We start from the raw sequence: 26,794 nt of genomic DNA on the forward strand, positions 1-26,794 counted from the left end.
ACGCTCAGGCATGGGCCATGGAATCAAGTCCCGTGGCGGGCCGGAGCAAGGGATAAAAGAATGCGCCGTATCCAGTCCGCTCTCAGCCCCTCCGATCCGACGTTCCGGGCCAACAGCGCCCACAATCGCGGCCTCGCTGCCGAACTGGCCGAAAAGCAGGAGGCGGCGCGTCTGGTCCGCCCCGACCGCGACGTCCAGCGCCTCGCCAAGCAGGGCAAGATGATGCCGCGCGAGCGGGTGGAGAAGCTGCTCGACCCCGGCACGCCGTTCCTGGAACTGTCCACGCTGGCCGGCAACATGGCCTATGGCGGCGAGAGCCCCGGCGCGTCGATCATCACCGGCATCGGCATCGTCTCGGGTCGTGAGGTGATCATCCACGCCGACGATTCCTCCATCAAGGGCGGGGCATGGTATCCGCTGTCGGTGAAGAAGATCGTCCGCTGCCTGGAGATCGCCATCGAGAACCGCCTGCCGGTCATCCACCTGTGCGACTCTGCGGGCGGCTTCCTGCCCATGCAGTCGGAGGTGTTCCCCGACAAGCACATGGCCGGACGCATCTTCCGCCATCAGTGCCAGCTGTCGAAGCTGGGTGTGAAGCAACTCGCGCTGGTGTTCGGGCAGTGTACGGCGGGCGGGGCCTATATCCCGGCCTTGAGCGACTACAACGTCATCGTGCGGGGCACGGGCGCGGTGTTCCTCGGCGGCCCGCCGCTGGTGAAGGCCGCGACGGGCGAGGTCGTGGGTGTCGAGGAACTGGGCGGCGCGCAGATGCACACCTCGGTCAGCGGCGTCTGCGATTATGCCGCCTCGACCGAGGACGAGGCCATCGCCATCGGCCGCGAGATCGTCGGCCAGTGGGACCGGCCAAAGAAGTGGGACTGCCAGCGCGAAACGCCCGAGGATCCCTATTACGACCCCGAGGAGCTTTACGGCGTGCTGCCCGACGACATCAAGAAGGGCTTCGACATGCGCGAGGTCATCGCCCGCATCGTCGATGGCAGCCGCTTTCACGAATACCAGCCCGATTACGGCACCACGCTGGTCTGCGGCTACGCCAACATCTGGGGCTGGAAGGTCGGCATCCTCGCCAACAACGGGGTACTGTTCAACGACAGCGCGCTGAAGGGCGCGCACTTCATCGAACTGTGCAACCAGAACAACACGCCGCTGGTCTTCCTGCAGAACATCACCGGCTACATGATCGGCAAGGATTACGAACAGAAGGGCATCACCAAGGACGGGGCCAAGATGATCATGGCGCAGTCCTGCTCCCACGTGCCGAAGTTTACCGTCATGTGTCACGGCTCGTTCGGGGCGGGGAATTACGGCATGTGCGGCCGCGCCTTCGACAGCCGCTTCCTGTTCAGTTGGCCCAACCACCAGATCGGCGTCATGGGGGGCGAGCAGGCCGTGAACACGCTGGCCGACGTGAAAGCCGCCCAGATGCGCCGCAACGGCGAGGAAGTCGACGAGGCCGTTGTGCAGCAACTCCGCGACGAAACCGGCGCGGCCTATCTGGAACAGCTCTCGGCCTACTACGCGACCTCGGAAATCTGGGACGACGGCATCATTGACCCCACCGGCACCCGCAACGCGCTCGGCATGGCCATCACCGTCAGCCTGAACGCGCCGCAGGGCGATCCGGGGTATGGGGTGTTCAGGTTCTGACCATGCCGTGGGGCGGCCAGTCGGGCAACTGTTCGGGCGGCGGGGTGCAGCGTACTGCCGCCGGGCGGTCGGTGCGGCCTGCGTCGGGGTCCGACCGGCCTGCCCAGTGATCGTGCCACCAGACATCGCTGTCATAGGCCCACGGCGGCGCTTCGGCGTCCGGCGCAATCTTCAGCCGCTTCATCTCATGCAGCCATTCGTCCTTCATGCTCTTCGGGAAGCGCCGACCGCACCAGGGCGAATAATGAATCCGGTCATAGCGCAGGGGCTGTTCGAACGTCGGTCGCTCCCAGTCGATCATCCGGATGCCATATTCCCGCCAGCGGGGATTGTAGGCGAATGGCGTCTGATGATCCGTCGCAAAGTCGCGCATGTACGCGCAGGAATAGGCAGGATTCCAGAGTTGATCGGCCGGTGGCGACTGAAAGCAATAGTCGGCATACACGGAATTTTCGAAATCTGTGTTCTCAAGGATCGCATGTTCACGTTCCTGAAGTATTTTCTCCACGTTCGGCGATCCAGAATTCTGCTTCCACCAGAAATTGCTTTCATATTCTTCCGGCAAAAAGGGATCCAGGTCGCCGGAATGTTCTTCCGCCTTCACAAGAAAATCTTCAAAAAGAAGCGTCATCGGGTTTGGTAGTTGACTGCCACAATAAGGGCAAAAAGAGATCAGTTCGACGACCGGCCAGTACCAACGGCGATTCTGAAATTGTTGGTCAGTACCGAATATAACGCCCCATCTGTGATCGGCCATGATTTCGCGATCTCGGATATAGATCAGTCCGTATTCACGCAAATTGGACCGATAATGCAGCAGCGTATCCCGGTCGTGCACGGCGCGGCGTAGGCCCGGACACCACCAGTCCTCCGCCTGATCTTCCGGCGTCACAGGCGTGCGCTTCTGCCGGTCATACCACTGCGTGGGTTTCATCGAATTTTGCCTGTCTTATTCCTGAGGGACCCGGACCGGGACCGGGACCGGCGGCCAGTCGGGCAACTGTTCGGGCGGCGGGGTGCAGCGTGCTGCTGCCGGGCGGTCGGTGCGGCCCGCGTCGGGGTCCGACCGGCCTGCCCAGTGATCGTGCCACCAGACATCGCTGTCATAGGCCCACGGTGGCGCTTCGGCGTCCGGCGCAATCTTCAGCCGCTTCATCTCATACAGCCATTCGTCCTTCATGCTCTTCGGGAAGCGCCGACCGCACCAGGGCGAATATCGAATGCGGTCATAGCGCAGGGGCTGTTCGAACGTCGGTTGCTCCCAGTCGATCATCCGGATGCCATATTCCCGCCAGCGGGGGTTGTAGGCGAATGGCGTCTGATGATCCGTCGCAAAGTCACGCATGTACGCGCAGGAATAGGCGGGATTCCAGAGTTGATCAGCCGTCGGTGATTGAAAGCAGTAATCGGCATATAAGGAATTTTCGTAGTCGGTATTCGCGCCAATCTCTCGTTCGCTTTCGCGCAGCGCAGTCTCCGCTTCCGGTGACGTGAACTCTGCTTTCCACCACGCGTTCGATTCGAAGGGTTCAGGAAGAACCGGATCCTTGCTGCCCTGGGCCTCTCGCATTTCCATCATGCGATCAAGCAACACGGAGGCGACAGGCTGCGGAAGCAAGCTGCCGCAATAGGGACAGAATTCCATCGTAATCATCGTTGGCCAATACCAGCGCCGATTCTGGTACTGCTGCTCCGTGCCAAAAATGATGCCCCAGCGGTGCTCTGCCATCACCTTCTGGCTTCGAAGATATATCAATCCGTAATCACGCCAGTTCGACTGGTAGTGGAGCGGCGTGTCCCGGTCATGGATGGCGCGGCGGAGGGCCGGACACCACCAGTCCTCCGCCTGATCCTCCGGTGTCACCGGCGTGCGCTTCTGCCGGTCATACCACTGCGTGGGTTTCATCAAATTCTCTCCCGAGATCGATATTTTCTGGCATTTTCCGTTTATCCACGGGGCCGCCATTGCGTTGGCCTGTGATGCTGTCGAAAGATCCGATGTGATCACCATTGTGGTCGAACACCTCGAGCTCATTCTTCTTGCGATCCCACGAATAATACTGGCGTCGCCGCCCTTTTAGGCCATTGTGCCTATATTGCCTGTTGTCGGTGCCTTTCCCTCGTTTTGAGACTTGGTGCCTGTTGAGTCGCGACCAGATATATCCTTTGTCACCCGTTGGGCGCATGACATTTCCTTCACTGTCAAAGCGCTCATTGTGCGCTAATAACCCTGTTTTGTTCCACCAATGTTCATATTCTTGTCGGTCAAAAAATATCTTCGAGGTCAAGGGCTGAATCGATCTTCGGTGGTTTCTCGCTGATTTCAAGGGGGCGTTTGGGTGTCGGGTGGTCGGGGTCTTCGAAAGGTTGCGGCAGCTCCGCCCTTGACCATTTGACTGCCTTCAATCCTTCCTCGGTCGTCAGGTTGCCGAGTCCGTCCGCGATGTCGTTCTTGCGGTCATCGCTGGCACCGGCGGCGTCGTGCGCGCTGTCGCGCAGCCGGGCAGCCAGGTCGGGGTCCGTTTCCGCCACGGCGTCGATGTCACTGTAGACTTCGTGCAGATTGTTGTAGTCGACCTTCCGGATGCGCCGGACGGTTCGAAGGACTTTCGGCAGTTGCGAGATGACCGCCGCCTCGATGGCGGTGCGGAGCGTTTCACGCTCCGGATCCTCGGGCGGCTCATCGCCATTCGACCCCTGTGCGTTTAGGCGTTCCGGGAATCTTCGGGGCGCGGGGGGAACCCACGAGAAAACATGCTCTGGGGATGCGTTGGCATCGGCTCGCCCGCATCCGATCGATCCCGACCCGAAATTAATCTATGTTGACAAAGCCGGTGAGAAATCATCGCCTTCACGTTGCGGATGTATGGCACCGCGCGAAACATGCCTATGACATTACAGGGAGATCAACATGCTGAACAAAGCAGCCTGCCTCGCCGGAGCCTCGGTGCTCGCGCTGGGCGTGTGGGCGACCAGCGTCGCCGCCGAGACCTTCGTGACCATCGGGACCGGTGGGCAGACGGGCGTCTATTACCAGGTGGGCGGCGCAATCTGCCGGCTGGTGAACAAGGGCTCCAAGGAGCACGACATCAAGTGCACGCACACGACCGGCGGGTCCGTCGCCAACATCAACGGCATCCGCAACGGCGACATCGACATGGGCGTCGCCCAGTCGGACTGGCAGTATCACGCCTATAACGGCACCTCGCCGGAGACCTTCCCCGAAGGAGCCTACAAGGATCTGCGGGCCGTCTTTTCGGTGCATCCGGAACCGTTCACGGTCGTCGCGCGTGCCGATTCAGGCATCGAGACGTTCGAGGACCTGAAGGGCAAGCGCGTCAATCTGGGCAATCCCGGTTCCGGTGCGCGGGCGACCTTCGAGGTCGTGATGGAGAAGATGGGCTGGACCGCCAACGATTTCGCGCTGGCCGCGGAACTGAAGTCGGCGGAACAGGCAGCGGCGCTGTGCGATGACAAGATCGACGCCATCGTCTTCACCGTCGGCCACCCGTCGGGCACCATCCAGGAAGCCACCACGTCGTGCGATTCCAAACTGATCAACGTCAACAACGACACGATCCGCAAGCTGGCCGCCGACAATGACTTCTATTCGATGGCCACGATCAAGGGCGGCACCTATCGCGGCAACGACGATGATGTCGAAACCTTCGGCGTGGGCGCGACCTTCGTGACCTCGACCGACACGCCGGACGAAGTCGTCTATCAGATGACCAAGGCCGTGTTCGACGACTTCCGCCGGTTCAAGAAGATGCACCCGGCCTTCGCCAATCTGGAGGAGAAGGACATGATCGTGAACAACCTGTCCGCGCCTCTGCATCCCGGTGCCGTGAAGTACTACAAGGAAAAGGGCTGGATGTAGTCGATCTGACGCCCATCCAGGACGAGACCGGGCGGCGCCATCCGGGTGCCGCCCGGCTACCTGCCCGAGGGGGGCAGCTGATTCTTTGATCAATTGAGGGGGTAGGGGCCATGTCGGACAAGGCAGCCAAGGGCGCATCGGGCGGGGGCCTGAGCGACGCCGAACTGGACGATCTCGTCGCCTCGACGGATACCGGCGGGCGCAAGCCCGACAGCCGCGTTCTGGTGAAACTGATCGCCGGACTGGCGCTGGCCTGGTCGCTGTTCCAGCTCTGGTTCGCCTCGCCGATCCCGTCGGTGCTTTCCAGCTTCGAGGCGACGCGCTGGCTGGCCAACATGACGGCCTTCAATTCCGGCGAGGCGCGGTCGATCCATCTGTCCTTCGCCATCCTGCTCTGCTTCCTCAGCTATCCCGCGTTCAAGGGTTCGCCACGCAACCGGATCCCGGCGGCGGACTGGGCGCTGGCGATCGTCGGCGCGTCGTGCGCCTTCTACCTGTTCCTGTTCAGCCGCGACTACATGGGCTGGGTCTTCGGTTCCACCCTGTCGGACAGGCCGGCCAATCCCAATCAGGTCGATATACTGGTCGCCGTCGTTGGCGTTCTGGTCCTGCTGGAAGCGACGCGTCGCTCGCTGGGGCCGCCGCTTGCCATCGTGGCAATGATCTTCATCGGCTACACGTTCCTTGGCCCCTACGCGCCCGGCCTGCTGGCCTGGAAGGGCGCGAGTTTCGGCGCGGTTGCCGACCACCAGTGGCTGTCGACCGAAGGCGTGTTCGGCATCGCGCTGGGCGTTTCCACCGATCTGGTCTTCCTGTTCGTGCTGTTCGGCGCGCTGCTGGAGAAGGCCGGGGCCGGCAACTATTTCATCAAGGTCGCCTTCTCGCTGATGGGGCACCTGCGCGGCGGTCCGGCCAAGGCCGCCGTCGTCGCCTCGGCCATGACGGGGCTGATCTCCGGTTCGTCCATCGCCAACGTCGTCACGACCGGCACCTTCACCATCCCGATGATGCGCCGCGTGGGCTTCTCTGCTGAAAAGGCGGGGGCGGTCGAGGTCGCCTCGTCCGTGAACGGCCAGATCATGCCGCCGGTCATGGGCGCCGCCGCCTTCCTGATGGTCGAATATGTCGGCATCAGCTATTTCGAGGTCGTCAAGCACGCCTTCGTGCCTGCGGTGATCAGCTATATCGCGCTGGTCTACATCGTTCATCTGGAAGCGATGAAGGCCGACATGCAGGGCCTGCCCAAGACGGGCCAGACCAAGCCCTTCAAATGGGCACTGATCGCGTTCCTCAGCACGGCGATCTCCTTTTTCATCGTGGCGGGTGCCATCGGCTGGGTCATGACCGCGTTTCTGGCCATCCAGGACCCGGTGATGCAGGCCATCGTCTCGATCGGGGCATTCGTGATCATCGTGGCCGCGCACTTTCTCATCCGCAAACTGATGAATCCGGGCAGCCGTTGGAAGTTCATGTCCACCGGGGCGCTGGTGCTCGGTTATGCCGTGGTGGCGTCCTTCCTGATCTTCTACGTGCTGGCCGGTGCCCGCGCCCTGCTGGGCGACGGGACGGGCTGGTTCGTGGCGATCGCGCTGGCGGTGGCCTATGTCTTCCTGCTGCGCCACGGCACGAAGTTCCCGCAGCTGACGCTGGATGATCCCAATGCGCCGGTGACGCAACTGCCCGAGCCCGGGCCGACCATCAACGCGGGCCTGTTCTATCTGCTGCCGGTGCTGCTGCTGATCTGGTGTCTGATGGTGGAACGGCTGTCGCCCACCACGGCGGCCTTCTATGCGACCCTGCTGATGATCGTGATCCTGCTGACGCAGAATTTCCTGAAGGCGATGTTCCGCAAGGAAAACACGTCGGGAACCCTGAAGCAGGGCTTCGACGAACTGATCGACGGCCTGATCACCGGCGCGCGCAATATGATCGGCATCGGCATTGCGACCGCAACGGCAGGCATCATCGTCGGCGCGGTCAGCCAGACCGGCGTCGGCGCGGTGCTGGCGGCACTGGTCGAATTCCTCAGCCAGGGCAACATTCTCGCGATCCTGCTGCTGACGGGCATCCTCAGCCTGATCCTGGGCATGGGGCTGCCGACGACGGCGAACTACATCGTGGTGTCGTCCCTGCTCGCCCCCGTCATCGTCACGCTGGGGCAGCAGAACGGCCTGATCGTGCCGCTGATCGCGGTGCATCTGTTCGTGTTCTACTTCGGCATCATGGCGGACGTGACGCCACCGGTGGGGCTGGCGTCCTTCGCGGCGGCGGCCGTGTCCGGCGGCGATCCCATACGGACCGGCTTTGTCGCCTTCTTCTACAGCCTCAGGACCGCGCTGCTGCCGTTCCTGTTCATCTTCAACACCAGCCTGATCCTGTATGAGGTGACGCCGCTGGAGGCGGTGCCCATCTTCATCATAGCGACGGCGGCGATGTTGATATTCACCGCCGGGATGCAGGGCTTCTTCTTCGCGCGGAACAGGGTCTGGGAATCGCTGGCGCTGATCCTGATCGCGTTCACGCTGTTCCGTCCGGGCTTCTGGATGGATCAGGTGGTTCCGCCCTATCAGAACTACCAACCGGCGCAGCTGGTCGAGGTCGTCGGCCAGGCGGAGCCCGGCGAGAAGATCCGGCTGGAAGCGAACGGGCTGGACGATGTGGGTGAGCCGGTCTCGCTGACCCTGATCATCGAGGTGCCGGAAGGCGAAAGCGGCGAGGAGCGGCTGCAGACCTTCGGTATCGACCTTCTGGAACAGGACGGCAAGCTGATGATCGACGGCGCGTCCTTCGATTCCGCGGCCGAGAAGGCCGGCTTCGACTTCGACCAGGAAGTCCTGATCGTCAAGGTGCCCTCGGACCAGCCGCCCCGCGAGCTGTTCTTCATTCCGGCGCTGCTGCTGCTGGGGCTGATCTACTGGCTGCAGAAGCGCCGGATGCCCAGGGCGCCGACAGCAGCACCGCAGACCGCAAGGGAGGCAGACCATGTTTAAGGACATTCTGGTCCCGCTGGACCTGGGCGACAAGACGGAGTCCGAACGCCTGCTCGGCAGGGCGGAGACGCTTGCGGCCCAGTCGGACGCGCGATTGCATGTGATGACGGTCGTGCCGGATTATGCCACGCCCCTGGTCGCCTCCTTCTTTCCGAAGGACTATGAGAAGAACGCGGTGGCGGAGGGCGAAAAGGACCTGAAAGCGTTCGTCAGCGGCCATTCGGCCAAGGGCATCGTCGCGCAGTACATCGTCGGGCACGGATCGGTCTACAAGGAAGTGGTCCGCATGGCCGGAAAGACGGGATGCGATCTGATCATCATGGGGCCGGGTGCCAGTGACGAGAGCGACTATCTGCTGGGCCACAACGCCGCCCGTGTGATGCGGCACGCCGCCTGTTCGGTGCTGTTGCTGCGCTAGCAGGCGTCTGCAATATTGCGCTGGAAACGCGCGCCGCACGCAACCGGCGCGACACGAGAGTTATCGCCTTTTCCTTGGAGAGTTTCATGAATTTCCGTCTGAAAGCCGCGGGTATCGCCGCCATTGCCGGGCTGGCCATGACCGCCAGCGCGACCGCCGAGACCCGCGTGACCTACAAGTCCGCCAAGACGACCTCGTCCTACTATCAGATGGCGGTCCAGATCGCCGAGGCGATGAAGGCGGGCTCGAACGGCGAGATCATCGTCACCGTCGAGGAAAGCCAGGGCTCGGTCCAGAACGTGATGGAGACGCGCGCGCGGGGCGGCGACTATGTCTTCACCACGCCGCCGGTGCTGGTCAGCCTGGCACAGGGCGGCAAGGCGATGTTCAAGGACAAGGGCAGCCCGAAGTTCGACGAGATCCGCGCGCTGTTCCCGATCCCGTCGCTGACCATGCACTTCGTCATGTCCGAAGAAAGCGGTGTCACCGACTTCGCCGGCATGGAAGGCAAGACCATCCTGCTGGGCAAGGGCTCCTTCGGCGCGCGCGAAGGCGAGAAGTACCTGAAGCTGTTCGGTCTGGAAGGCAAGGTCGAGATCGCCGATGTCGAGCTGTCGAACGCGGTGCCGGCCCTGAAGAATGGCCAGATCGACGGTTTCGTGACTGCCGGATCCTGGCCCGCCCCGAATGTCATCGAGGCCGCCGCGTCAACCGGTGTCAACGTGATTTCGCTGAACGACGAGCAGATCGCAGCCTCCAAGCGCACCAGTCTGACCATCCCGGCAGGCACCTACGCCGGGCAGGAAAGCGACATCACCACCACGTCGCTGCCGGTCGTGGCCTACACGACGACCGCGATGAGCGACGATGTGGCCTATGCGCTGACCCGGACCTACTGGGAGCAGAAGGCGAAGATGGGGGCGGATGCCGCCTGGTGGAACGGTGTCGACGCAGGGCTGATGTCGAACATCACGGGCAAGCTGCATCCCGGTGCGATCCGCTATTACAAGGAAGCCGGGTTCGATCTGACCGACGCGCAGATGTAGGTCGTTCAGTCGGTCGCGGTCTTTCGTGACCAGACACCCACCTGCACCGGGACCTGATCCCGGTGCCCAGCGCAGCGGTGATGACCGACCGGGTTGCGGGATCAGGTCCCGCAACGATTCGCGCCTTGATCGGCCGGAAACTAAATGGCTGCGAGACGAGAGATGATCCGAACGCTGAAACTCTCGCTCGCCCTGCTCCTCGTAACCTTCCATGTCGGCCTGATCTTCTCCGGCCTTGTGCCGAACCTGGTCGCGCGACCGCTGCATCTGGCGCTGGCCCTGCCCTGGATATTTCTTTTCGCAGATCCGCAAGGCGCATGGCGGCGCCGGTCGGGGCTGGTGCTTGTCGCCGTCGGCGTTGCCTGCTGCATCTGGGTGGCGATCAGCGCCGATGCGCTTGCGGATCAGTACGGCTTTCTGGAAGGCGGCCTCCAGATCGGTATCGCCGTGGCGCTGCTGCTGGTCGTTCTGGAAGGCGCGCGGCGGGCCATCGGGTGGCCCTTGCCGATCGTGGCGGCCCTGGCGCTGACCTATGGCCTATGGGGGCAGCACATACCGGGTGAATTCGGGCATTCGGGCACGCCACTGGCCAGCTTCCTCGGGACACTGACGATCGCCGAGGGGGGAATCTGGGGGCCGCTGACGGGCATCTCGGTCGGTGTGGTGGCGATCTTCGTGATCTTCGGCGCCGTGCTGAACGCGGGTGCGGCGGGGCAGGGTTTCATGAACCTCGCTGCCGCCTCGGCCGGACGTCTGAAAGGCGGCGCGGCCAAGGTCTCGGTGCTTTCGTCGGCGCTGTTCGGCTCCATCTCAGGCTCCGCATCCGCGAACGTGGCATCGACCGGGGCCGTTACCCTGCCGGCGATGACAAGGCTCGGATATCCGAAACGGCTTGCCGCGGCGGTCGAGGCCGTCGCCTCGTCCGGCGGGCAGATCATGCCGCCGCTGATGGGCGCGGGGGCCTTCGTCATGGTCGAACTGACGGGCACGCCCTACACCGGCATCATGGCGGCGGCGCTGTTGCCCGCGATCCTGTTCTTCGTGGCGGTCTGGGTGGGCATCAACGCCTACGCCACGCGCTTCGACCTGCGTGGGCTGACGCGGGCAGATCAACCGCCCCTGAAAGCCGTCCTGATCACGGCGACCTTCTTTCTGGTACCGTTCACGGTGTTGCTCGGTGCGATGTTCTGGGTCGGATTGACACCGCAGTATGCCGCCAGTCTGGCCATTCTCGCGGGGTTCCTGATGCTGTTCTTCAGGGCCGATGGCAGGTTCGACCTTTCCGGACTGCCAGGCAGGATCGAAGCGGCATGTCTGACGGCTGCCCGGCAGGTCTCGATGATCGCCGCGATCATCATCTGCGCGTCGATCATCATCGGGGTGCTGTCGATCACCGGGCTGGGCGTGAAGCTGACGTCGCTGATCCTCTCGGCATCCAGCGGCATGCTCTGGCCGTCGCTGCTGCTGACGGCGCTGGCCTGTCTGATCCTGGGTATGGAGACGCCGACGACTGCGGCCTACGTCATCTGCGTTTCGGTGGCCGGGCCGGCCCTGATCCAGCTCGGACTGGAACCGCTGCAGGCGCATCTGTTCGTGTTCTGGTTCGCTCTGATCTCGACCATCACACCGCCGGTCTGCGGCGCAGTGTTCATCGCCGCGGGCATGATCGGCGAGAACTGGCTGAAGGTCGCCCTGACGGCGATGGCGCTGGGCGTGGGGCTTTACATCATCCCGCTTGGCATGATCGCGAATCCGGCGCTGATCGACCTTGCCGACGACCCGCTGATGGCCGTGTTCGCGTTCCTGCGCATCGGGGTCGGGCTGACGCTTGTGTCCTATGGGCTGATCGCCCGCTGGCGTGCGGTCTGGCGGGTGATTTCGTTCGTCACGGGCGCGCTGGTGATCTTCGCCCAGCCCCTGGTTCTTTGAAGTGCTGCGTCAGGCGACGCGCGTGTTTCGTTCGGCCGATGCCACCCAGGCCAGCAGATCACCGGCCGCCATCGGGCGCGCCATCAGGAATCCCTGGCCGTAGGCGCAGCCACTCGCTGCCAGCAGATCGTATTCCGCCTGCTGTTCGATGCCTTCGGCGACGGTCGTCATGCCGAGACCGCGTGCCATCTCGACGATGGTGCGCACCAGCTGGCGCGCGCTGCTTTCCTGATGCATCCGGCTGACGAACGCGCGGTCGATCTTCAGCGTATCGAACGGGAAGCGATGGAGGTAGCTGAGGCTGGAATAGCCCGTGCCGAAATCGTCGATGGCGAGCTTCACGCCAGTCCGCTTCAGACGCGTGAGCGCCAGCGCCGCGTGATCCGGGTTCTCGACCAGCAGGCTTTCTGTGAGCTCCAGCTTGATCAGACAGGGGGGCACGTTGCTGGCCGCGATGATGCCGGCGAGCCTTTCGGTCTCTTCGAGATCAATCAACTGGGCTGCGGATACGTTGACGCTGATGAAGGCGGGCGGCGCACCGGTCGGCAGGGCAGCCAGCAGGGCGGCATGATCGCTCAGGCTTTGCGAGAGCGCCCAGCGCCCCATCTCCACGATCATGCCGGTATCTTCGGCCAGGGGAATGAAGTCACCGGGGGAGATGAATCCGTTCTCCGGATGGGTCCAGCGCATGAGAGACTCGCAACCCGCGAGCACACCCGTGTCGAGATCGATGATCGGCTGGTAATGCAGCGAGAACTGCCCGGCCTCGATGGCGCGGCGGAGCTCCCGCTCGACGCCGATCCGCTTGAGGGCGAGGTCGCGCACCTTCTGCAGGGCAATCTGGCCCGCCTCGGTCGCGCGGTCGGTGACGCGCCGCCCGCCGGCCCGGCGCGATGCCTCGGTCAGGCGTTCGGACATCATCTGCAGCATCAGCCGGGTCAGCGGATCCGCATTCTCGATAGGCTTCATCAGGCGGTTGCGACGCAGCACCAGCAGGGTGGTTGATCTCAGGGCACGCGCGGTTGCCGATCGCGGCGCATTTGCGATCAGGGCCATCTCACCGAAAATCTCGCCGGGACCGAGCGTCGCGATGCTGCGCTGATCGTCGCCGGTGCCGATGCAGATTTCGATCAGGCCATGTTCGACGATATAGGCGTCATCGCCGACGTCCCCCTCGCGGAAGACCGTTTCCCCGGCTGTGAGTTCCTGCGCGTGTATGTAATCGGTCATGCTGTTGGCTGCCGCTCGGACGTTCTGGGAACGTGATCGTCGCCGATTAACGTTACGGAAACGTCAACATGCGTGTCAATCTTCGTCGCGGGCCGTCACCTGTCGCCAGACGATGAACGGCGTGATGATGATGTACATGGTCAGCGCATAGACACCGGCGGGCAGGGCATAGAGCGCATATCCGTCGACGGTCTCGACGGCGATGTAGCCGGCCAGGGCTGCCGCGACGGTCAGACCCAGCAGGACGTTCTGCAGGCCTGTCTCGACCGAGATCGTCGCGGCGACCTTGCGGTCGAAGCCGAGCAGGCGCGCGCTGAACCAACCCAGCGCCAGCAGCACGACCGTCAGCGCGACGAGACTTGGACCCAGCGTCGCGATCTGTGCCTCGACGGTCGACCAGTTTGCGATGAATGCCTGCACGACGACGATGGCGAACAGGATGTTGGCGATCCGGCTGATCCAGGGTTCGGCGCGCCGGGCGAAGCCGGTTGCGAAGCGTCTGACCGCGAGACCGATCAGGACGGGAACCGTGGTCAGCAGGAAGATCTTCACCGCCAGACCGGCGACCGGGATTTCGGCGGCGAAGCTCTCGCCCTGGAAATGGCGTACCGCGACGGTCACCAGAAAGGGCACCGTGACGATGACGACCAGGCTGATCACGGCGGTCAGCGTGACCGAAAGCGCGACGTCGCCCCGGGCGTATTTGGCCAGAACGTTCGACGTGATCCCGCCCGGCAGGAACGACAGCAGCATGAAGCCGACCGCGATCGGACCGTCCATACCGAACAGGATGACAATGCCATAGGCGATGACCGGCAGCAGCACGAGCTGGTTCACCGCCCCCAGGGCGAAAGCCTTCGGGCGTGTCAGGACGCGGCTGAAATCGGCAAAGGTCAGGCCGATCCCCAGCGAGAACATGATGAAGGCGAGCGACAGCGGCAGAACCACATCGACCAGAACATTACCCATGCGCGTTTCCCCCTCGCGGCTGCACGACTTCCGGCATACAGCCTATCGACGGACAGGGCCAGCCGTTCCAGAATGGCCGAAGGGGAGAAGGTGCAATGCAACATGTCATCGTCGTGGGTGGCGGGATCGGCGGGCTGACGGCAGCGCTCTGTCTCGCGGCAAAGGGATTCCGCGTCGCCGTGCTGGAACAGTCGGATCGCATCACCGAGATCGGTGCCGGTATCCAGATCAGCCCGAACGGCAACCGCGTACTGTTTGATCTGGGTCTGAGCGATGCACTGGAAGCTGTCGCCTTTCGCCCGCAGATGTCCGAGCGGAGGGACTGGCAGACCGGTGAGGTGCTGGCCGGCGGTCCCCTGGGCGACAGCGTCGTCGAGAAGTATGATTTCCCCTATTACCATATTCACAGGGCTGACCTGATCCGTGTGCTCGCCGACGCTGCGGGTGCCTCGCCCCACATCGAGCTGTACACCAATCTGGGGGTGGCGGACTTCCAGCAGGACGCAGACGGTGTTCGCGTGCATGATCGTTCGGGCGGGGTCCACCGGGCCGATATCCTGGTCGGCGCGGACGGTATCCGCTCGGTCGTGCGCGAGGGCCTGTTCGGGCCGGCCGCACCGACCTTCACCGGCAACATCGCCTGGCGCAGCCTGATCCCGACCGGGAAGCTGCCCGACGGGCTGGTGCGGCCCGCGGCGACGGCCTGGTGGGGGCCGGGCCGGCATTTCGTGCACTACTACGTGCGCGGCGGGGCTTTCGTGAACTGCGTCGCAGTCGTGGAGAAGGAAGGCTGGGAGGTCGAATCCTGGACCGAGAAAGGTGACATTGCGGAATTGCGCGCCGATTTCGCTGGCTGGCACGACGATCTGCAGACCCTGATCGATGCCATGGATTCCGATGCCTGTTTCAAATGGGCGCTGTTCGACAGGCCGCCGATGAATCAGTGGGGCAGTGGACGGGTGACGCTGCTGGGCGATGCCTGTCATCCGACCCTGCCGTTCATGGCGCAGGGGGCGGTGATGGCGATCGAGGACGGTGCCGTGCTGGCCGGTTGTCTGTCGATGGGCATGGATGTCCCCGACGCCCTGCAGCGCTATGAAGACCTGCGCAGGGATCGCACGGCATCCATCCAGAACGGGTCACGGCGCAACGCGAAGCTGTTTCACCTGCACGGAGACGACGCCGTGGACCGCAACCAGTCGGCCGGGGATGACTATCGCGCGACCATCGACCGGCTTTACCGCTATGATGCGCTGACGGCGCATCTGGGCGAACAGGAGAGAACATCATGAACAAGGTTGGTGGACTGCATCACATCGCGATCACGACGGCCGACATGAAAGGGCAGATCGAGTTCTTCACCGACAAGCTGGGTATGGAACTGGTGGCGCTGTACTGGATGCACGGCGTCGAGAACACGTTCCACGGGTTTTTGCGCCTGAATGACGAAAGCTCCATCGCCTTCGTGCACAATCCCGATATCGCGGCGATCCCGGTCAAGCTGGGGCAGACCCATTCGGGGAATCCCGGCGCGAACAGTGCCAGGGGCGTCATGCAGCATCTGGCCCTGAAGGTGGCGGATCATGACGAACTGCTGGCCATGCGCGACCGGCTGCGTTCCAAGGGCGTGCCGGTGATCGGACCGAAGGACCACGGCTTCTGCATGTCGATCTATTTCGCGGGGCCGGAAAACCTGTCGCTGGAACTGTCCTATTCCACCGAACCCATCAACGCGGAAGCCTGGATCGATCCGGAAGTCGTCGGCCTGTGCGGGATCAGCGACGCGGAGCTGGCGCGTTACAAGGTCTCGTCGGATTACACCAACGACGGCGGCCCGGTGCCGCAACCCGGGCCGGACGCGCCCGGCCCGCACATGACCAACTACCCGCCGAAAGTCTATGAGGCGATCCTGAGAACCTCCGACGAGAAGATGCTGGCCAACAGCGAGAACCAGCCGCCGGTAAAGGTCGCGGCAGCGGAGTAGCCAGGAGTTCGGGACACGGCTATCGCATGAAGCATCGAACCCCGGTCGACGTCCCGTGCCATCGCAGGCTTTTCGGGGGCCTCGTCGTGCCGTCCACGGCCCGTCCCCGGACCATGAAGCCGCGACAGTGTCGGGTGCGTGTCGTGTTGCTGTCGCGGCTGGCGTCAGCGACGAAACTGCGCCCGCGCGGCTGTTGCAGGGTCTTTCTCTCGGCGCTCGCGAGTCACCTCCGGATCGTAACGTCGCGATGGCGTCGAGGCTGTGTCATGCTGCTGTCGTGGCAGGCATCCTCTCCTTCTCGCACTGTTTCAGCACGGAGCCGATGATGAGAAAAACAGAGATGATCGTACGCAAGCTCAGGCTCGACAAGGGATGGTCGCAGGAGACGCTCGCGGAAGTGAGCGGTCTCAGCGTGCGCACTGTCCAGCGTGTCGAGCGAGGCGGACAGGCAAGCCTGGAAACGCTCAACGCCCTGGCATCGGTTCTGGAGACCGACGTGAAAACCCTGTCAGGAGAGAATTCAATGACCGCAGAGAAAGCCATGACGGATGAGGAAGCCGACGCACTGGAATATGTGCGCGAGATAAAGGGCTTCTACTTTCACCTGATGTCCTACGTGTTCGTCATCGCGTTGCTGTTTTTCCTTTGGCTGATCGGCGATGCCAGCCATCCATGGTTTTTCTGGCCGGCTTTCGGTTGGGGCATGGGTGTCGCCGCCCACTGGATCGCAATCACGCGCAGCGTGCCGCTGTTCGGCGCGCACTGGGAACGCCAGCAGGTCGAGAAACAACTGGCAAAGCAACGCAAATCATAAACGGAAGATCCCGTCGTGGCGGATGTCGCCGCGACGGGACTCATCTGCGAGAGGTTTCTGTCCGCCGGGGCCGCCTCAGTAGCCGAACATGTGGTCCAGGCTGAAGGCGACGCCGGGGCGGATCAGGCCATGAAAGCCGAACAGGCGGCAGGTGACGTCGCGGATCTGGATATAAGCGTTCTCGCCGGCCCTGGCACGGGTGACGTCGTCGAACACTTCCGAATAGCGGAAATGCCGTGAACCGCCGCGCGGTATCTCGATCCGCGTGGTCGCGATCTGCTCGCCCCGGCCGCTGAACAGGTTCAGGTCCGTGGCGGAATGATCGGCCCAGCGCATGGACGCCGGATAGAGCAGATGGCACATCGTGTCCGCCGTCTCGTCGCCCAGGCGCAGGAACAGGCGCGTGGTCAGTCCGGGTGGCCGGCCCGCGTAGGACTGGGGCTCATCGCGGAAGACGATGGGCATGTTGAACATGTGTGCCCCGAAGATGGTCTCGGCCCGGTGTCCGCTGGCGCGCTGTTCGATGCGGGCGAGCGCGTGCAGCCACCCGTCCGCACCGCCGCCGTCCCGGAAGTCGTACAGGAACTCGACGTGGCCCGTTCCCGACGGCAGTGAGGCCCCCGCCTCGCGCATCCAGTCGTCGATGTCGAGCGCGATCGAGTCGCGCCGCTGAACGCGACCGAGGTATTTCTCGGCGGCCTTGGTCCCGTCCGCGTCGAACAGTTCGATGCGGATCGGCATCTCCATCTGACCGGTCGCCATCGGCGTCGGCAAGCAGGTTGTCGAGAACTCCTCCACCGGCAGCACGGGCAACGGCATGATGTAGCCGCGGCCCAGATGCGGCATGTTCGCCTCGATCTCGGGGTCGGGCTGCAGGTCTGTACGTTCCACGTTCGCATGGGCGATCCGGCGACGGTTCGAACCGGAACGGATGACCTCGTAGCGCGGGCGCACGAAATACTCGCCGGCGCGGATCTCGATCTGGTCGGGAAACCGGGCGTCTGGCAGCAGCGCGCCGACATCGATCATCCGCGTGCCGAACGGGGGGATCGCTTCCGGGTAGGTGCCGACATCCTGGCCGCCCACCAGATTGAAGCCGATCGCATTGGCCGGGATCGGGATCGGGTGGCTGTTCTGGACCCAGAGGACCAGTTGTTCGTCCGCATCCGGTGCCGGCACGCCGGCGTAATACTCAGCGGGCCAGGCATTCGCATCATGCGTGCACGAAAGCTGCTCGACCGCATCGCCGTAAACGTCCAGCGCATATTTGACGATCTCGTGGAACGGCGCACCGACCGCATGCAGGAACAGCGATCCGCAGAAATCGCCCAGGCCGAACCGCTGCCGCACCTCCTGGCTGTCGATGACGATGGTGCTGCCCGCCGGACCCACGTCCTGATCCCATTCGGCCAGAAGCCGCCCGTCCTCGCCCATCAGGCGGCACCACAGGACCGGTGAGCGGTCCCCGACCGACCAGTAGTTCGCCGTGACGACACGCGTGTGCAGCCCCCCGCCGTCGCGCAGCAGGGCGAAGTTGGTCGCGAAGTTCTTCGGGTCCAGATAAGCGTGTTTCACCGTGATCCTGTCGTCGGACAGGCGCAGGACGTCGAGCGTCTCGATGCGCACGCCCTCCGGCAGCACATGGTTCAGGTGGCTGGCCAGCTTGCCGCCGTCATCGAAGGCAGTCATCAGAAGCACATCGAAGGAACCGTCGATATCGGAAATCAGGCGTGCCGGCAGGCCGGCGAAGCTGCGGTCCAGATGTTCGACCTGCTGCACGAAATAGGCGTCGGGCTTCAGCGCCTGCAGGTTGTAGAGCGCATTGACCGTCTGCACTTCGCCCAGCGGATCGTAGATCGCCAGCCGTCCGGCCTGTTCCAGTCCGGCGCGCCAGGCGCGGCCCTGATCGGCGACGGCCGGATGGCCCAGCGCCTTGAACAGCGACGTGCCGCCCGAATTGTTGCCGGGCCGCCAGCCGCTGGAATGATCGGCATTGTTGAAGGTGTTGATATCAAGCTTGTTCATGCCGTTCTCGTCGCGAAGGGGTTGAGACGTTTCAGTGTCGCCGAGAGCCGGTGCCGCTTGCGTTCGCGGTCGGCGACCGCCTGACTGGTGACCCAGTTGATCTGTATCGCCCGGCGGCGGCCCTGAAACGGTTCGTGGCCGTGCCATGAATTCTCCGACCGCCGGAAGATCAGCATGTTGCCGGACGAAGGTTCGATCTCTTCGGCATAGTCATCCAGATCGGTGCCGCTGTTCAGCACGCGCAGACGGCCCCCTTCCTCCCCCCAGGGCGGGTTGAGATAGACAAGCACCGTGATCAGCTTGCTGAGGGAATCGGTGTGAATCTGGCCGTCCTTCAGTTGCGTTGCCCCGCGCACGGTGCAGGTCATCGGGCGGCCGGTCAGGTCGATATCGAACTTCTCGGCGATGGCGTCGCGGAAGTCGGACTGCTCCAGCCGTTCGATCAGCGCATTGAAGGCCGGGCCGCCCTTGAGATCGGCAAGTGGAAAGGAACCAGGCTGCGAAATATCCGGAAAGTCGGCGCCGATGGCGTCCAGACAGTCCAGCGGCACGAACTCCGGCACCAGGACATAGTCGTAAGGTTCGGTCTTCAGCGGCGTCTCTCTCAGGCGCTCCATTTCGACACGGATCATGTGCGCGGTCTTTCCAGCTTCTGCAGATGCTCCGCAAATCGCTGCTTTACGATAGCGGCAACCTTGGCGGTATCATCGAGAACCGGGTAAGTCCAGTGCGCCAATTGGCCGTCCAGCGGGCGCACCATATGCGCCTCTCGCAGGGCCTGGTGAAACCGTTCGAACTTCGCATTTCCGCCGGGCAGGTCATGGACGAACACCGGCTTGCCGGTACCGCAGGCCTCCGAGACCATGTTCACGGAGTCGGACGTCACCACGAACGCATCCCCCAGGCCCATCCAGCCCAGATAGGGATTCGGCTGTCCCTCCTCGTGCCAGACATGGGGCAGGTCGGCCAGGGCGTCGCGGATGATCTTCTCGTTCACGGCTCCTGTGCGGCGCGACGGGGTGACGGCCAGCCCGGCCCCGCTGCTTTCGCACAGGTTGCGCAGTTTTGCCGCAAGGTCACGGCAACTGGCCTCGGTCATCCGATAGACCTTGTTGTCGCCGCCCAGCAGCACCACGATCAGCGGTCGTGGCAGGTGGCTCACGCCGCCGGAGAACCGTTCCGCCGCGGTCGCGATGGCCGCAGCGCTGACCCTGTTCAGCGCACCGAAGGTTTCGATGACATTGTGACCGCGCAACCGATCGTGTTGCGGCGCGACCACCATGTCGAAATTTGAAGGGGTTACGACGGGGTTCTGGATCTGGACGGAGAAGGTCCGGCCTTCCGACGCCTTCCTGATCGCCGTGGACAGGGCCACGGTCTGCCGCCCCGTCGCGATCAGCAGATCGGGCCACGGCGGCTGCAGCGGATCGGACGTATCCGAGAGGGCCTGGAACGGGCGCAGCCAGAGCTGCGGCGGCAGGCTGCGCCATGGATTGCGGACCGCGATCCGTTTCACCTCGGGATCGGCACCCATCGTCTCCGCGAGCCCGAGGCACTGGTTTTCCATGCCCGGCTTCCCGTCGGACAGAACCCAGCACGTGATGTCATTTTCTGGACTCACCCGGAAGCCTCGCCTGTCCCGTTCCCTGAAATGAAAACGGGGAACGGCATCACCGTCCCCCGCTCCATATCATGTCGTGATCGACGCGCTGCAACGTGCAGCCCGTCTGGTGCGATCACTTGTCGTCGTTCTCGTCGTCGCTCTTGGCCTCGGCTTCGGCCTCGGCCTCGGCATCGTCGGTCGAGCCTTCCATGCGGGCCTTCAGGGCCGCGCCCAGAATGTCGCCCAGGCTGGCACCCGAATCGGAGGAGCCGTAGTTCGCAACGGCTTCCTTCTCTTCGGCGACTTCCAGTGCCTTGACCGACAGGTTCACCTTGCGGGTCTTGGCATCGACGCTGATGACGTTGGCGTCCACCTTGTCGCCGACGGCATACCGGTCAGGCCGCTGCTCGGAACGATCCCGTGACAGGTCGCCCTTGCGGATGAAGCCCGACAGCCCGTCCGACGTCTCGACTTCCAGACCGGCTTCCAGCACGCGGGTGATCGAACAGGTGACCGTGTTGCCGCGCTTCAGCGACTTGGCACCTGCGAACGGATCGGACTCGAGCTGCTTGATGCCCAGGCTGATCCGCTCCTTGTCGGTATCGACGTCCAGAACGGTCGCCTGCACGATGTCGCCCTTGTTGAACTGCTCCATCGCCTGCTCGCCGGACATGTCCCAGCTCAGGTCGGACATGTGGACCATGCCGTCGATGTCGCCGTCCAGGCCGACAAACAGGCCGAACTCGGTCTTGTTCTTGACCTCGCCCTCGACCGTCGAACCCACCGGATGCTGGTCGGCGAAGCTGTCCCACGGATTGTCCATGGTCTGCTTCAGGCCCAGGCTGATGCGGCGCTTGTCCGGATCGACTTCCAGAACCTGAATGCTGACTTCCTGGCTGGTCGAAACGATCTTGCCGGGATGCACGTTCTTCTTGGTCCAGGACATCTCGGAGACGTGGATCAGACCCTCGACACCGGCTTCCAGCTCCACGAACGCACCGTAGTCGGTGATGTTCGTGACACGGCCTTCCAGACGCGCGCCCACCGGATACTTCAGTGCAACGCCATCCCACGGGTCGGCCTGCAGCTGCTTCATGCCCAGGCTGATGCGCTGGGTTTCCTTGTTGATCTTGATCACCTGGACCTTGATCGTCTCGCCGATGTTCAGAACCTCGGTCGGATGGTTCACACGGCGCCACGACATGTCGGTGACATGCAGCAGGCCGTCGATGCCGCCCAGGTCCACGAACGCACCGTAATCGGTGATGTTCTTGACCACGCCTTCGATGACCATGCCTTCTTCCAGACGCAGGATCAGTTCCTGGCGGGCTTCGGCACGGGTTTCTTCCAGAACGGCGCGGCGCGAGACCACGATGTTGCCCCGGCGGCGATCCATCTTCAGGATCTGGAACGGCTGCGGCGTGTTCATCAGCGGTCCGACATCACGGATCGGACGAATGTCCACCTGGCTGCCCGGCAGGAAGGCCACGGCGCCCGACAGGTCGACGGTAAAGCCGCCCTTGACCCGTCCGATGATCATGCCCTCGACCCGCTCGCCGGCGTCGTTGGATTTTTCCAGCTTGGCCCAGGCTTCCTCGCGGCGTGCCTTCTCGCGGCTGATGACCGCTTCGTGCTGGCCGTTCTCGATCCGCTCCAGATACACCTCAACGGCGTCGCCGACCTTGATCTCGGCTTGGTTGCCGCCGAATTCGCGCATCGGAATGCGGCCTTCGGTCTTCAGGCCGACATCGACGACGACGAAATCGTTCTCGACGGCCATGACGGTTCCCTTGACGACGGAACCTTCAAGATTGTCTTCAGAGCCATAGGTTTCGTCCAGAAGGGCGGCAAAATCGTCCTGGCTCGGGAGCTGCTCGGCAGCTCCGATTGATACATCACTCATGTAAGAGTATTCTCCTTTCAGCGGCCCGCGGTTTGAATTTGCCGTGCCAGACTGTTGTTTTCACAACCTGATCACCGCACCGTCCGGGCCTTTCCATCAGCCGACGCTGCTCCCGCTCCAACGGGCCGCACACGCCTCAAGGGCTGTGGAAAACGCCGTTTCTATATCCAATTCGGACGTGTCGATCAACACCGCATCTTCCGCGGGCCGCAACGGAGCGCTGCTGCGGGAGCGGTCGCGGGCGTCGCGGGCCTGCAGATCGGTCATCACGTCGGCCAGGCTGACCGAGATGCCCCGGCCGCGCAGTTCCTCGAAGCGGCGGCTGGCGCGGACCTCCGGCGAAGCCGTGACGAACAGCTTCACGTCGGCGTCCGGGCAGATCACCGTGCCGATGTCCCGGCCATCCAGAACTGCGCCCCTGCCGCCGGGCGGGCGGGCGGCGAAGTCCCGCTGGTACCGGAACAGTGCGTCGCGCACGGGCTGCATGACCGCGACGCCCGACGCCAGGTTGCCGGTGGCTTCATCGCGCAGGGCCGGGTCGGCCAGATCGTCGGCAGAGATGCCTTTGGCGGCATCGACCGCAGCATCCGCCGAAGGCTCCGGATTTCCTGATCTCAGCAGCCTCAACGCCGTCGCCCTGTAGAGCGCTCCCGTGTCCAGCCAGTCGAAATCGAAATGTACGGCCAGCCGACGGGCCAGCGTGCCCTTGCCCGAGGCCGTTGGTCCATCCACTGCGATGACACGCGTCATGCTGCTGTCTCCCTGCCGATCACAGAAGCCTGCCGGGCGCGACCCACCATTCCGGATGTGCGCCGGAAAGCTGATCCGCCCGTCGTGCCGCTGTCTGCCAGTCGGCGAAAAGCCCGAAGCAGGTCGCACCGGAACCCGACATGCGCGCCAGAAGGCAATCCCCGGTCTGCGAAAGCGTATCGAGGATGTTCGAGATCCGCGGCAGCAGACGGCGCGCCGGTGGCTCAAGACTGTTGCACGTCCGACCGAGCTGATCGAGCCAACCCTGCCGGTCGCGGGTCGATTGCCAGTCGAAACGTCCGACGGGGGCGAAATGCCCGAAGGATCTGAAATCCGCAAAAACGGCAGGTGTCGGCAGCGGCAACAGCGGATTGACCAGCACAACCCCCAGACCCGACGGCATCGGGACCGTCGCCAGTTCTTCGCCGATGCCCTGCATCATCACCGCCGACCGGTGCAGGCAGGCCGGCACATCGGCACCGAGGGACAGGCCGATCGCGGCCAGCGCGTCCCGGTCGAGGCCCAGATTCCAGAAGCGGTTGAGCGCGATCAGCGTGGCCGCTGCGTCGGCCGAACCGCCGCCGACCCCCGCCGCGACCGGCAAATTCTTTTCCAGGCGAACCAGAATGTCGCCGGACGTCCCCGCCATGCCGCGCAGGGCGGCCGTGGCGCGGATCGCCAGATTGTCGCCGGGGTCACCGCCGATCATGTCGGCGAAGCGGCCCGTGACCGACAGGGTCGCTGACGAGGTGGTACCGGGCAACGGTTCGATGCTGACCCGGTCACCAACGCTGGCGAAGGCGACAAGGCTTTCCAGCAGGTGATAGCCGTCGTCCCGCCGCCCCACGACATGCAGGAAGAGGTTGATCTTCGCCGGTGCCAGTTCGGTGCAGGTAGAGGCCGTGTCCTCAGAAACGGCAGCCACGGAAGTCCTTCGCGCCCGGCTCTAGGCCCTTGGACATCTTTGCACGGATGACCGGAACCGTCTCCTCGTCGGGGTCCAGGGCCAGTGCGTGACGCCACTGGAAGCAGCTCTCCATGCGCCGGCCGACATGCCAGTAGGCATCGCCGAGGTGATCGTTGATCACCGGATCCTCGGGGCGCAGTTCCGCCGCCCGTTCCAGATGCCGGACCGCGGTTTCATAGTCGCCCTTCTGGTAGTAGGCCCAGCCCAGACTGTCGACGACATAGCCGTCGGCGGGACGCAGATCGACGGCCTTCTGGATCATGGCGACCGCCTCGGGAAGCCGGATCTTCTTGTCCGCCCACGAATAGCCGAGGTAATTCATCACCAGCGGCTGATCGGGATTGAGTTCAAGCGCCTTGATCAGGCTCTTCTCGCCTTCTTCCCAGCGGCCCGTACGCTCCAGCGCGATGCCATGGGCATAGAATATCGACCAGTGACGCGCGCCCGGCGTCTCCATCCGCTCGATCGTCTCGGCGTAGACTTTCGCGGCTTCCTCGAAACGCTTGTGGCCCCGCAGCATGTCGGCGAGGGTGGCGAGCGTTGTCAGGTTATCGGGCCGTTCTTTCGACATTTCCCGCAGGATGACGGCTGCTTCGTCGGTGCGCCCGACGCTGTCCAGCGCCCAGGCGCTGCGGATGCGGGCGGCCCATTTGTAGGGCGAATCGTCACTGATCGCCCCGAACGCCGCGATGGCTTCTTCCCAGTGGCCGTCTTCTTCCAGCATGTCGCCCAGAAGCGCCTGCGCCACATCCATATCCGGCTTCACGTAAAGGGCCAGCCGCAGGTAGATCATCGACACGTCGCTCACGGACTCGCGAGAGAGCGCCGAGGCCGCGCCGTACAGCGCTTCCGCCAGTCCGTCGGTCGCCGTCGTCACCGGAAAGGCCTCGGCAATCGGACGGCCGTGATACAGGTAGGCGCGCAGGACCGGGTTCTCGCCATAACGGGCCGTCAGCCCCTTCAGGTACGCCATCGCCGCGTCGGGGCCGTCGCGTTTCTCCAGCAGGGCCGCGTAGACCAGCCTCGATCGCAGGTCCAGCGACACGCCATCGGGCAGGGCGTCGAGCGCATCCAGTGCGCCGGCCGGGTCGCCGGACGCGCCCAGCAGCATGGCCTTGTGATAGGCATGAAACGGCGCGAACGACTTCTTCTTTTCGAGCGGCTTCAGACGCGCCAGCGCCCGCTTCACATCGTCGGACCCGTAGGCCGCCCATGCGCGGAACAGGGGCGCGAGCAACTGCATGCTGCCACGCGCGCTGGCCTTGTCGACCAGAGCTTCGGCCTTGCCATAGCGCTTGTTTACGATGTGATCGGTCGAGATCACCAGGTTGGCGACGGGTGACTGTTCGTAGCGGTTCAGCACGCGCTGGGCGAGCGGCAGCGCACGATCGATGCGGCCGGCCGCCACATCCAGCAGGAACGATCTGCGCACCAGCCATTCATTGTCGGGATCTTCCGCCAGTGCGCGGGCGAAATAGCTGGAGGCCACGGCGGTATCGCCATCCAGTTTTGCCTGTCTGCCAGCCAGAAACGCCCCGATGCCCTCGCCCGAGATGACCGGGAGCGACGAAGATGCGCCGGAATCCTGCGTATCTGCCTTGGCGACCGCAGTTGACTGGGAGAGGCGGATTTCATGCCCGGCGATTTCAGCCTGGGCAAGTGTGGCGGTCAGCAGCAGGATGCCGGTGCCAATGGCGAGTCGCATCCCGTGCCTGGGGAGAGATATCGAACGGTTCATGCAGCTATTCTCTGCGCTGCGCCGCGTCCTGCAACCCGAAATCGTGGCAATTGCGACAACGGTCGCGAAAAAAACCGGTCAACCTTGCGGATTGGCCAGTTGCACTGCGCCCAGAACCGGACCGAAGCCGCCCGCCTGAACGATCACGGCGCAGCCATCGCGGCCTTCGGACCATGCGCGACGCATGTCGACGGGCACCATCAGGCCGGTCGAGCCGTCCCATGTGGCGATCCGTTCGATCTTCCGGACGACGTTGAAATACGACAGGGTCTTGCCGCCGTTCTCGCCGCGCTTGATCTCGACGTCGTGGCGGCTGTCGAAGGTGACAAGCCAGACCCAGGCGGTCTCGTTCAGGTCTCGCGGCTGCAGGTGAACCTGATACTGCCCGTCCCCCAGCGGCTGTGTGCTGATCTCGACCGGCGTGGGGGCCTTTACGTTCCGGATGGCCGTTTCCACCGAATGGCTGCGGCTGCCCACGACCTGATCCTGTCCGCCGATCACGATCTGCGGCGTGTAGGCGTACCGACCGCCCGCACGACCGACATAGTTGCGCTGGCGGGTCGATGATTCGGGCAGCGAAAAGGTGTCACGCCAGCCGATATAGTCCCAGTAGTCCACATGAAAGCTGAGTCCCAGCACATCGTCGCGCTTCACAAGCTCTCCCATCAGCCTGTCGGCGGGCGGGCAGGAGTTGCACCCCTGACTCGTGAACAGCTCGACAACCGTGATCCGGTTGTCCTCGGCCTGGACATTGGCTGACAGTAGCATCAGCGCGGACCCGGCGATGGCGATCAGTCTGGCTGCAGTTTTCATGGCTCAAAAATAGGCAGATGAATGAAAACGGGCGAGTCACATGCGGGTGACTCGCCCGTCATTCGCG

The 26,794-nt window shown here is 63.7% G+C and carries 23 protein-coding genes; 9 read left to right on the forward strand and 14 right to left on the reverse strand.

Going from position 1 to position 26,794, the window contains the following annotated elements:
• The first annotated feature begins 60 nt into the window (after window positions 1-60).
• On the forward strand, window positions 61-1,668 hold the full coding sequence (locus ACN0X7_RS00205) for an acyl-CoA carboxylase subunit beta (RefSeq protein ID WP_417512868.1): 1,608 nt from the start codon (window positions 61-63) through the stop codon (window positions 1,666-1,668).
• Here the strand turns inward: ACN0X7_RS00205 and ACN0X7_RS00210 are convergent.
• Genes ACN0X7_RS00210 through ACN0X7_RS00225 form a run of 4 tightly spaced genes read right to left on the reverse strand, consistent with a single transcriptional unit; the run spans window position 1,658 to window position 4,200 of the window.
• The gene (locus tag ACN0X7_RS00210) at window positions 1,658-2,602 is read right to left on the reverse strand and encodes a DUF6980 family protein (protein ID WP_417512870.1); all 945 of its coding nucleotides are present in this window, start codon (window positions 2,600-2,602) and stop codon (window positions 1,658-1,660) included. The genes ACN0X7_RS00205 and ACN0X7_RS00210 overlap by 11 nt on opposite strands.
• 15 nt (window positions 2,603-2,617) lie before the next feature.
• Window positions 2,618-3,574, reverse strand: a complete 957-nt coding sequence (locus ACN0X7_RS00215; protein ID WP_417512872.1) for a DUF6980 family protein — start codon at window positions 3,572-3,574, stop codon at window positions 2,618-2,620.
• Window positions 3,552-3,956, reverse strand: a complete 405-nt coding sequence (locus ACN0X7_RS00220) for a colicin E3/pyocin S6 family cytotoxin (RefSeq protein ID WP_417512874.1) — start codon at window positions 3,954-3,956, stop codon at window positions 3,552-3,554. Before ACN0X7_RS00220 ends, ACN0X7_RS00215 begins: the two co-directional genes overlap by 23 nt.
• Complete coding sequence (locus ACN0X7_RS00225) at window positions 3,934-4,200, reverse strand: hypothetical protein (protein ID WP_417512876.1); 267 nt, start codon at window positions 4,198-4,200, stop codon at window positions 3,934-3,936. The genes ACN0X7_RS00220 and ACN0X7_RS00225 overlap by 23 nt, the downstream gene beginning before the upstream one ends.
• Before the next feature lie 379 nt (window positions 4,201-4,579).
• Here ACN0X7_RS00225 and ACN0X7_RS00230 point away from each other — a divergent pair, with 379 nt between their 5' ends.
• The 5 genes from ACN0X7_RS00230 (at window position 4,580) to ACN0X7_RS00250 (ending at window position 11,931) form a co-directional block, all read left to right on the forward strand.
• Complete coding sequence (locus tag ACN0X7_RS00230; RefSeq protein ID WP_417512878.1) at window positions 4,580-5,548, forward strand: TAXI family TRAP transporter solute-binding subunit; 969 nt, start codon at window positions 4,580-4,582, stop codon at window positions 5,546-5,548.
• A 110-nt stretch (window positions 5,549-5,658) separates the two neighbouring features.
• Window positions 5,659-8,538 (forward strand): TRAP transporter permease, encoded by a 2,880-nt coding sequence (locus ACN0X7_RS00235; protein ID WP_417512880.1) that lies wholly within the window; start codon window positions 5,659-5,661, stop codon window positions 8,536-8,538.
• Window positions 8,531-8,956 carry a universal stress protein gene (locus tag ACN0X7_RS00240; protein WP_417512882.1) on the forward strand — a complete coding sequence of 142 codons (426 nt, stop codon included), beginning with the start codon at window positions 8,531-8,533 and terminating at the stop codon, window positions 8,954-8,956. The genes ACN0X7_RS00235 and ACN0X7_RS00240 overlap by 8 nt, the downstream gene beginning before the upstream one ends.
• A gap of 86 nt (window positions 8,957-9,042) precedes the next feature.
• Window positions 9,043-10,002: a TAXI family TRAP transporter solute-binding subunit gene (locus ACN0X7_RS00245; RefSeq protein WP_417512884.1), complete on the forward strand. Its 960-nt coding sequence runs from the start codon at window positions 9,043-9,045 to the stop codon at window positions 10,000-10,002.
• 162 nt (window positions 10,003-10,164) lie between these two features.
• The gene (locus ACN0X7_RS00250; RefSeq protein WP_417512886.1) at window positions 10,165-11,931 is read left to right on the forward strand and encodes a TRAP transporter permease; all 1,767 of its coding nucleotides are present in this window, start codon (window positions 10,165-10,167) and stop codon (window positions 11,929-11,931) included.
• Window positions 11,932-11,940: 9 nt separating this feature from the next.
• On the opposite strand, the gene ACN0X7_RS00255 is transcribed toward ACN0X7_RS00250, so the two are convergent.
• A complete protein-coding gene (locus ACN0X7_RS00255; protein WP_417512888.1) occupies window positions 11,941-13,161 on the reverse strand; it encodes an EAL domain-containing protein in 1,221 nt (406 codons plus the stop codon).
• Between the two features lie 75 nt (window positions 13,162-13,236).
• Window positions 13,237-14,130: a bile acid:sodium symporter family protein gene (locus ACN0X7_RS00260; protein WP_417512890.1), complete on the reverse strand. Its 894-nt coding sequence runs from the start codon at window positions 14,128-14,130 to the stop codon at window positions 13,237-13,239.
• Between the two features lie 95 nt (window positions 14,131-14,225).
• On the opposite strand from ACN0X7_RS00260, the gene ACN0X7_RS00265 reads away from it, so the two are divergent.
• The 3 genes from ACN0X7_RS00265 to ACN0X7_RS00275 all read left to right on the forward strand — a co-directional run bounded on the left by ACN0X7_RS00265 (window position 14,226) and on the right by ACN0X7_RS00275 (window position 16,928).
• A complete protein-coding gene (locus tag ACN0X7_RS00265; RefSeq protein ID WP_417512892.1) occupies window positions 14,226-15,422 on the forward strand; it encodes an FAD-dependent oxidoreductase in 1,197 nt (398 codons plus the stop codon).
• Window positions 15,419-16,114: a VOC family protein gene (locus tag ACN0X7_RS00270; protein WP_417512894.1), complete on the forward strand. Its 696-nt coding sequence runs from the start codon at window positions 15,419-15,421 to the stop codon at window positions 16,112-16,114. The genes ACN0X7_RS00265 and ACN0X7_RS00270 overlap by 4 nt, the downstream gene beginning before the upstream one ends.
• Window positions 16,115-16,454: 340 nt before the next feature.
• Complete coding sequence (locus ACN0X7_RS00275) at window positions 16,455-16,928, forward strand: 2TM domain-containing protein (protein WP_417512896.1); 474 nt, start codon at window positions 16,455-16,457, stop codon at window positions 16,926-16,928.
• Between the two features lie 75 nt (window positions 16,929-17,003).
• Here the strand turns inward: ACN0X7_RS00275 and ACN0X7_RS00280 are convergent, their stop codons facing one another.
• The 8 genes from ACN0X7_RS00280 to ACN0X7_RS00315 all read right to left on the reverse strand — a co-directional run bounded on the left by ACN0X7_RS00280 (window position 17,004) and on the right by ACN0X7_RS00315 (window position 26,727).
• On the reverse strand, window positions 17,004-18,953 hold the full coding sequence (locus ACN0X7_RS00280) for a hypothetical protein (RefSeq protein WP_417512898.1): 1,950 nt from the start codon (window positions 18,951-18,953) through the stop codon (window positions 17,004-17,006).
• Complete coding sequence (locus ACN0X7_RS00285; RefSeq protein WP_417512900.1) at window positions 18,950-19,585, reverse strand: 2OG-Fe(II) oxygenase; 636 nt, start codon at window positions 19,583-19,585, stop codon at window positions 18,950-18,952. Before ACN0X7_RS00285 ends, ACN0X7_RS00280 begins: the two co-directional genes overlap by 4 nt.
• Complete coding sequence (locus ACN0X7_RS00290) at window positions 19,582-20,520, reverse strand: mitochondrial fission ELM1 family protein (protein ID WP_417512902.1); 939 nt, start codon at window positions 20,518-20,520, stop codon at window positions 19,582-19,584. The genes ACN0X7_RS00285 and ACN0X7_RS00290 overlap by 4 nt, the downstream gene beginning before the upstream one ends.
• A 169-nt stretch (window positions 20,521-20,689) precedes the next feature.
• The gene (gene rpsA / locus ACN0X7_RS00295) at window positions 20,690-22,459 is read right to left on the reverse strand and encodes a 30S ribosomal protein S1 (RefSeq protein WP_417512904.1); all 1,770 of its coding nucleotides are present in this window, start codon (window positions 22,457-22,459) and stop codon (window positions 20,690-20,692) included.
• 96 nt (window positions 22,460-22,555) lie between these two features.
• Window positions 22,556-23,209 carry a (d)CMP kinase gene (gene cmk, locus ACN0X7_RS00300; protein ID WP_417512906.1) on the reverse strand — a complete coding sequence of 218 codons (654 nt, stop codon included), beginning with the start codon at window positions 23,207-23,209 and terminating at the stop codon, window positions 22,556-22,558.
• Between the two features lie 19 nt (window positions 23,210-23,228).
• A complete protein-coding gene (locus ACN0X7_RS00305; protein ID WP_417512908.1) occupies window positions 23,229-24,134 on the reverse strand; it encodes a 4-(cytidine 5'-diphospho)-2-C-methyl-D-erythritol kinase in 906 nt (301 codons plus the stop codon).
• Window positions 24,118-25,881: a tetratricopeptide repeat protein gene (locus tag ACN0X7_RS00310; protein ID WP_417512910.1), complete on the reverse strand. Its 1,764-nt coding sequence runs from the start codon at window positions 25,879-25,881 to the stop codon at window positions 24,118-24,120. Before ACN0X7_RS00310 ends, ACN0X7_RS00305 begins: the two co-directional genes overlap by 17 nt.
• 111 nt (window positions 25,882-25,992) lie before the next feature.
• On the reverse strand, window positions 25,993-26,727 hold the full coding sequence (locus ACN0X7_RS00315; protein ID WP_417512912.1) for a DUF1223 domain-containing protein: 735 nt from the start codon (window positions 26,725-26,727) through the stop codon (window positions 25,993-25,995).
• Window positions 26,728-26,794 lie beyond the last annotated feature (67 nt).

Origin of the sequence: Minwuia sp. (assembly GCF_048263705.1) — a bacterium.
Taxonomy (GTDB): Bacteria; Pseudomonadota; Alphaproteobacteria; order Minwuiales; family Minwuiaceae; genus Minwuia.

Excerpts from the sequence above, each read along its gene's own strand:
- ACN0X7_RS00205 (WP_417512868.1), top strand. The coding sequence starts at position 61 with ATGCGCCGTATCCAGTCCGCTCTCAGCCCCTCCGATCCGACGTTCCGG.
- ACN0X7_RS00210 (WP_417512870.1), bottom strand. The coding sequence starts at position 2,602 with ATGAAACCCACGCAGTGGTATGACCGGCAGAAGCGCACGCCTGTGACG.
- ACN0X7_RS00215 (WP_417512872.1), bottom strand. The coding sequence starts at position 3,574 with ATGAAACCCACGCAGTGGTATGACCGGCAGAAGCGCACGCCGGTGACA.
- ACN0X7_RS00230 (WP_417512878.1), top strand. The coding sequence starts at position 4,580 with ATGCTGAACAAAGCAGCCTGCCTCGCCGGAGCCTCGGTGCTCGCGCTG.
- ACN0X7_RS00235 (WP_417512880.1), top strand. The coding sequence starts at position 5,659 with ATGTCGGACAAGGCAGCCAAGGGCGCATCGGGCGGGGGCCTGAGCGAC.
- ACN0X7_RS00240 (WP_417512882.1), top strand. The coding sequence starts at position 8,531 with ATGTTTAAGGACATTCTGGTCCCGCTGGACCTGGGCGACAAGACGGAG.
- ACN0X7_RS00245 (WP_417512884.1), top strand. The coding sequence starts at position 9,043 with ATGAATTTCCGTCTGAAAGCCGCGGGTATCGCCGCCATTGCCGGGCTG.
- ACN0X7_RS00250 (WP_417512886.1), top strand. The coding sequence starts at position 10,165 with ATGATCCGAACGCTGAAACTCTCGCTCGCCCTGCTCCTCGTAACCTTC.
- ACN0X7_RS00255 (WP_417512888.1), bottom strand. The coding sequence starts at position 13,161 with ATGACCGATTACATACACGCGCAGGAACTCACAGCCGGGGAAACGGTC.
- ACN0X7_RS00260 (WP_417512890.1), bottom strand. The coding sequence starts at position 14,130 with ATGGGTAATGTTCTGGTCGATGTGGTTCTGCCGCTGTCGCTCGCCTTC.
- ACN0X7_RS00265 (WP_417512892.1), top strand. The coding sequence starts at position 14,226 with ATGCAACATGTCATCGTCGTGGGTGGCGGGATCGGCGGGCTGACGGCA.
- ACN0X7_RS00270 (WP_417512894.1), top strand. The coding sequence starts at position 15,419 with ATGAACAAGGTTGGTGGACTGCATCACATCGCGATCACGACGGCCGAC.
- ACN0X7_RS00275 (WP_417512896.1), top strand. The coding sequence starts at position 16,455 with ATGATCGTACGCAAGCTCAGGCTCGACAAGGGATGGTCGCAGGAGACG.
- ACN0X7_RS00280 (WP_417512898.1), bottom strand. The coding sequence starts at position 18,953 with ATGAACAAGCTTGATATCAACACCTTCAACAATGCCGATCATTCCAGC.
- ACN0X7_RS00285 (WP_417512900.1), bottom strand. The coding sequence starts at position 19,585 with ATGATCCGTGTCGAAATGGAGCGCCTGAGAGAGACGCCGCTGAAGACC.
- ACN0X7_RS00290 (WP_417512902.1), bottom strand. The coding sequence starts at position 20,520 with ATGGAAAACCAGTGCCTCGGGCTCGCGGAGACGATGGGTGCCGATCCC.
- rpsA (WP_417512904.1), bottom strand. The coding sequence starts at position 22,459 with ATGAGTGATGTATCAATCGGAGCTGCCGAGCAGCTCCCGAGCCAGGAC.
- cmk (WP_417512906.1), bottom strand. The coding sequence starts at position 23,209 with ATGACGCGTGTCATCGCAGTGGATGGACCAACGGCCTCGGGCAAGGGC.
- ACN0X7_RS00310 (WP_417512910.1), bottom strand. The coding sequence starts at position 25,881 with ATGCGACTCGCCATTGGCACCGGCATCCTGCTGCTGACCGCCACACTT.
- ACN0X7_RS00315 (WP_417512912.1), bottom strand. The coding sequence starts at position 26,727 with ATGAAAACTGCAGCCAGACTGATCGCCATCGCCGGGTCCGCGCTGATG.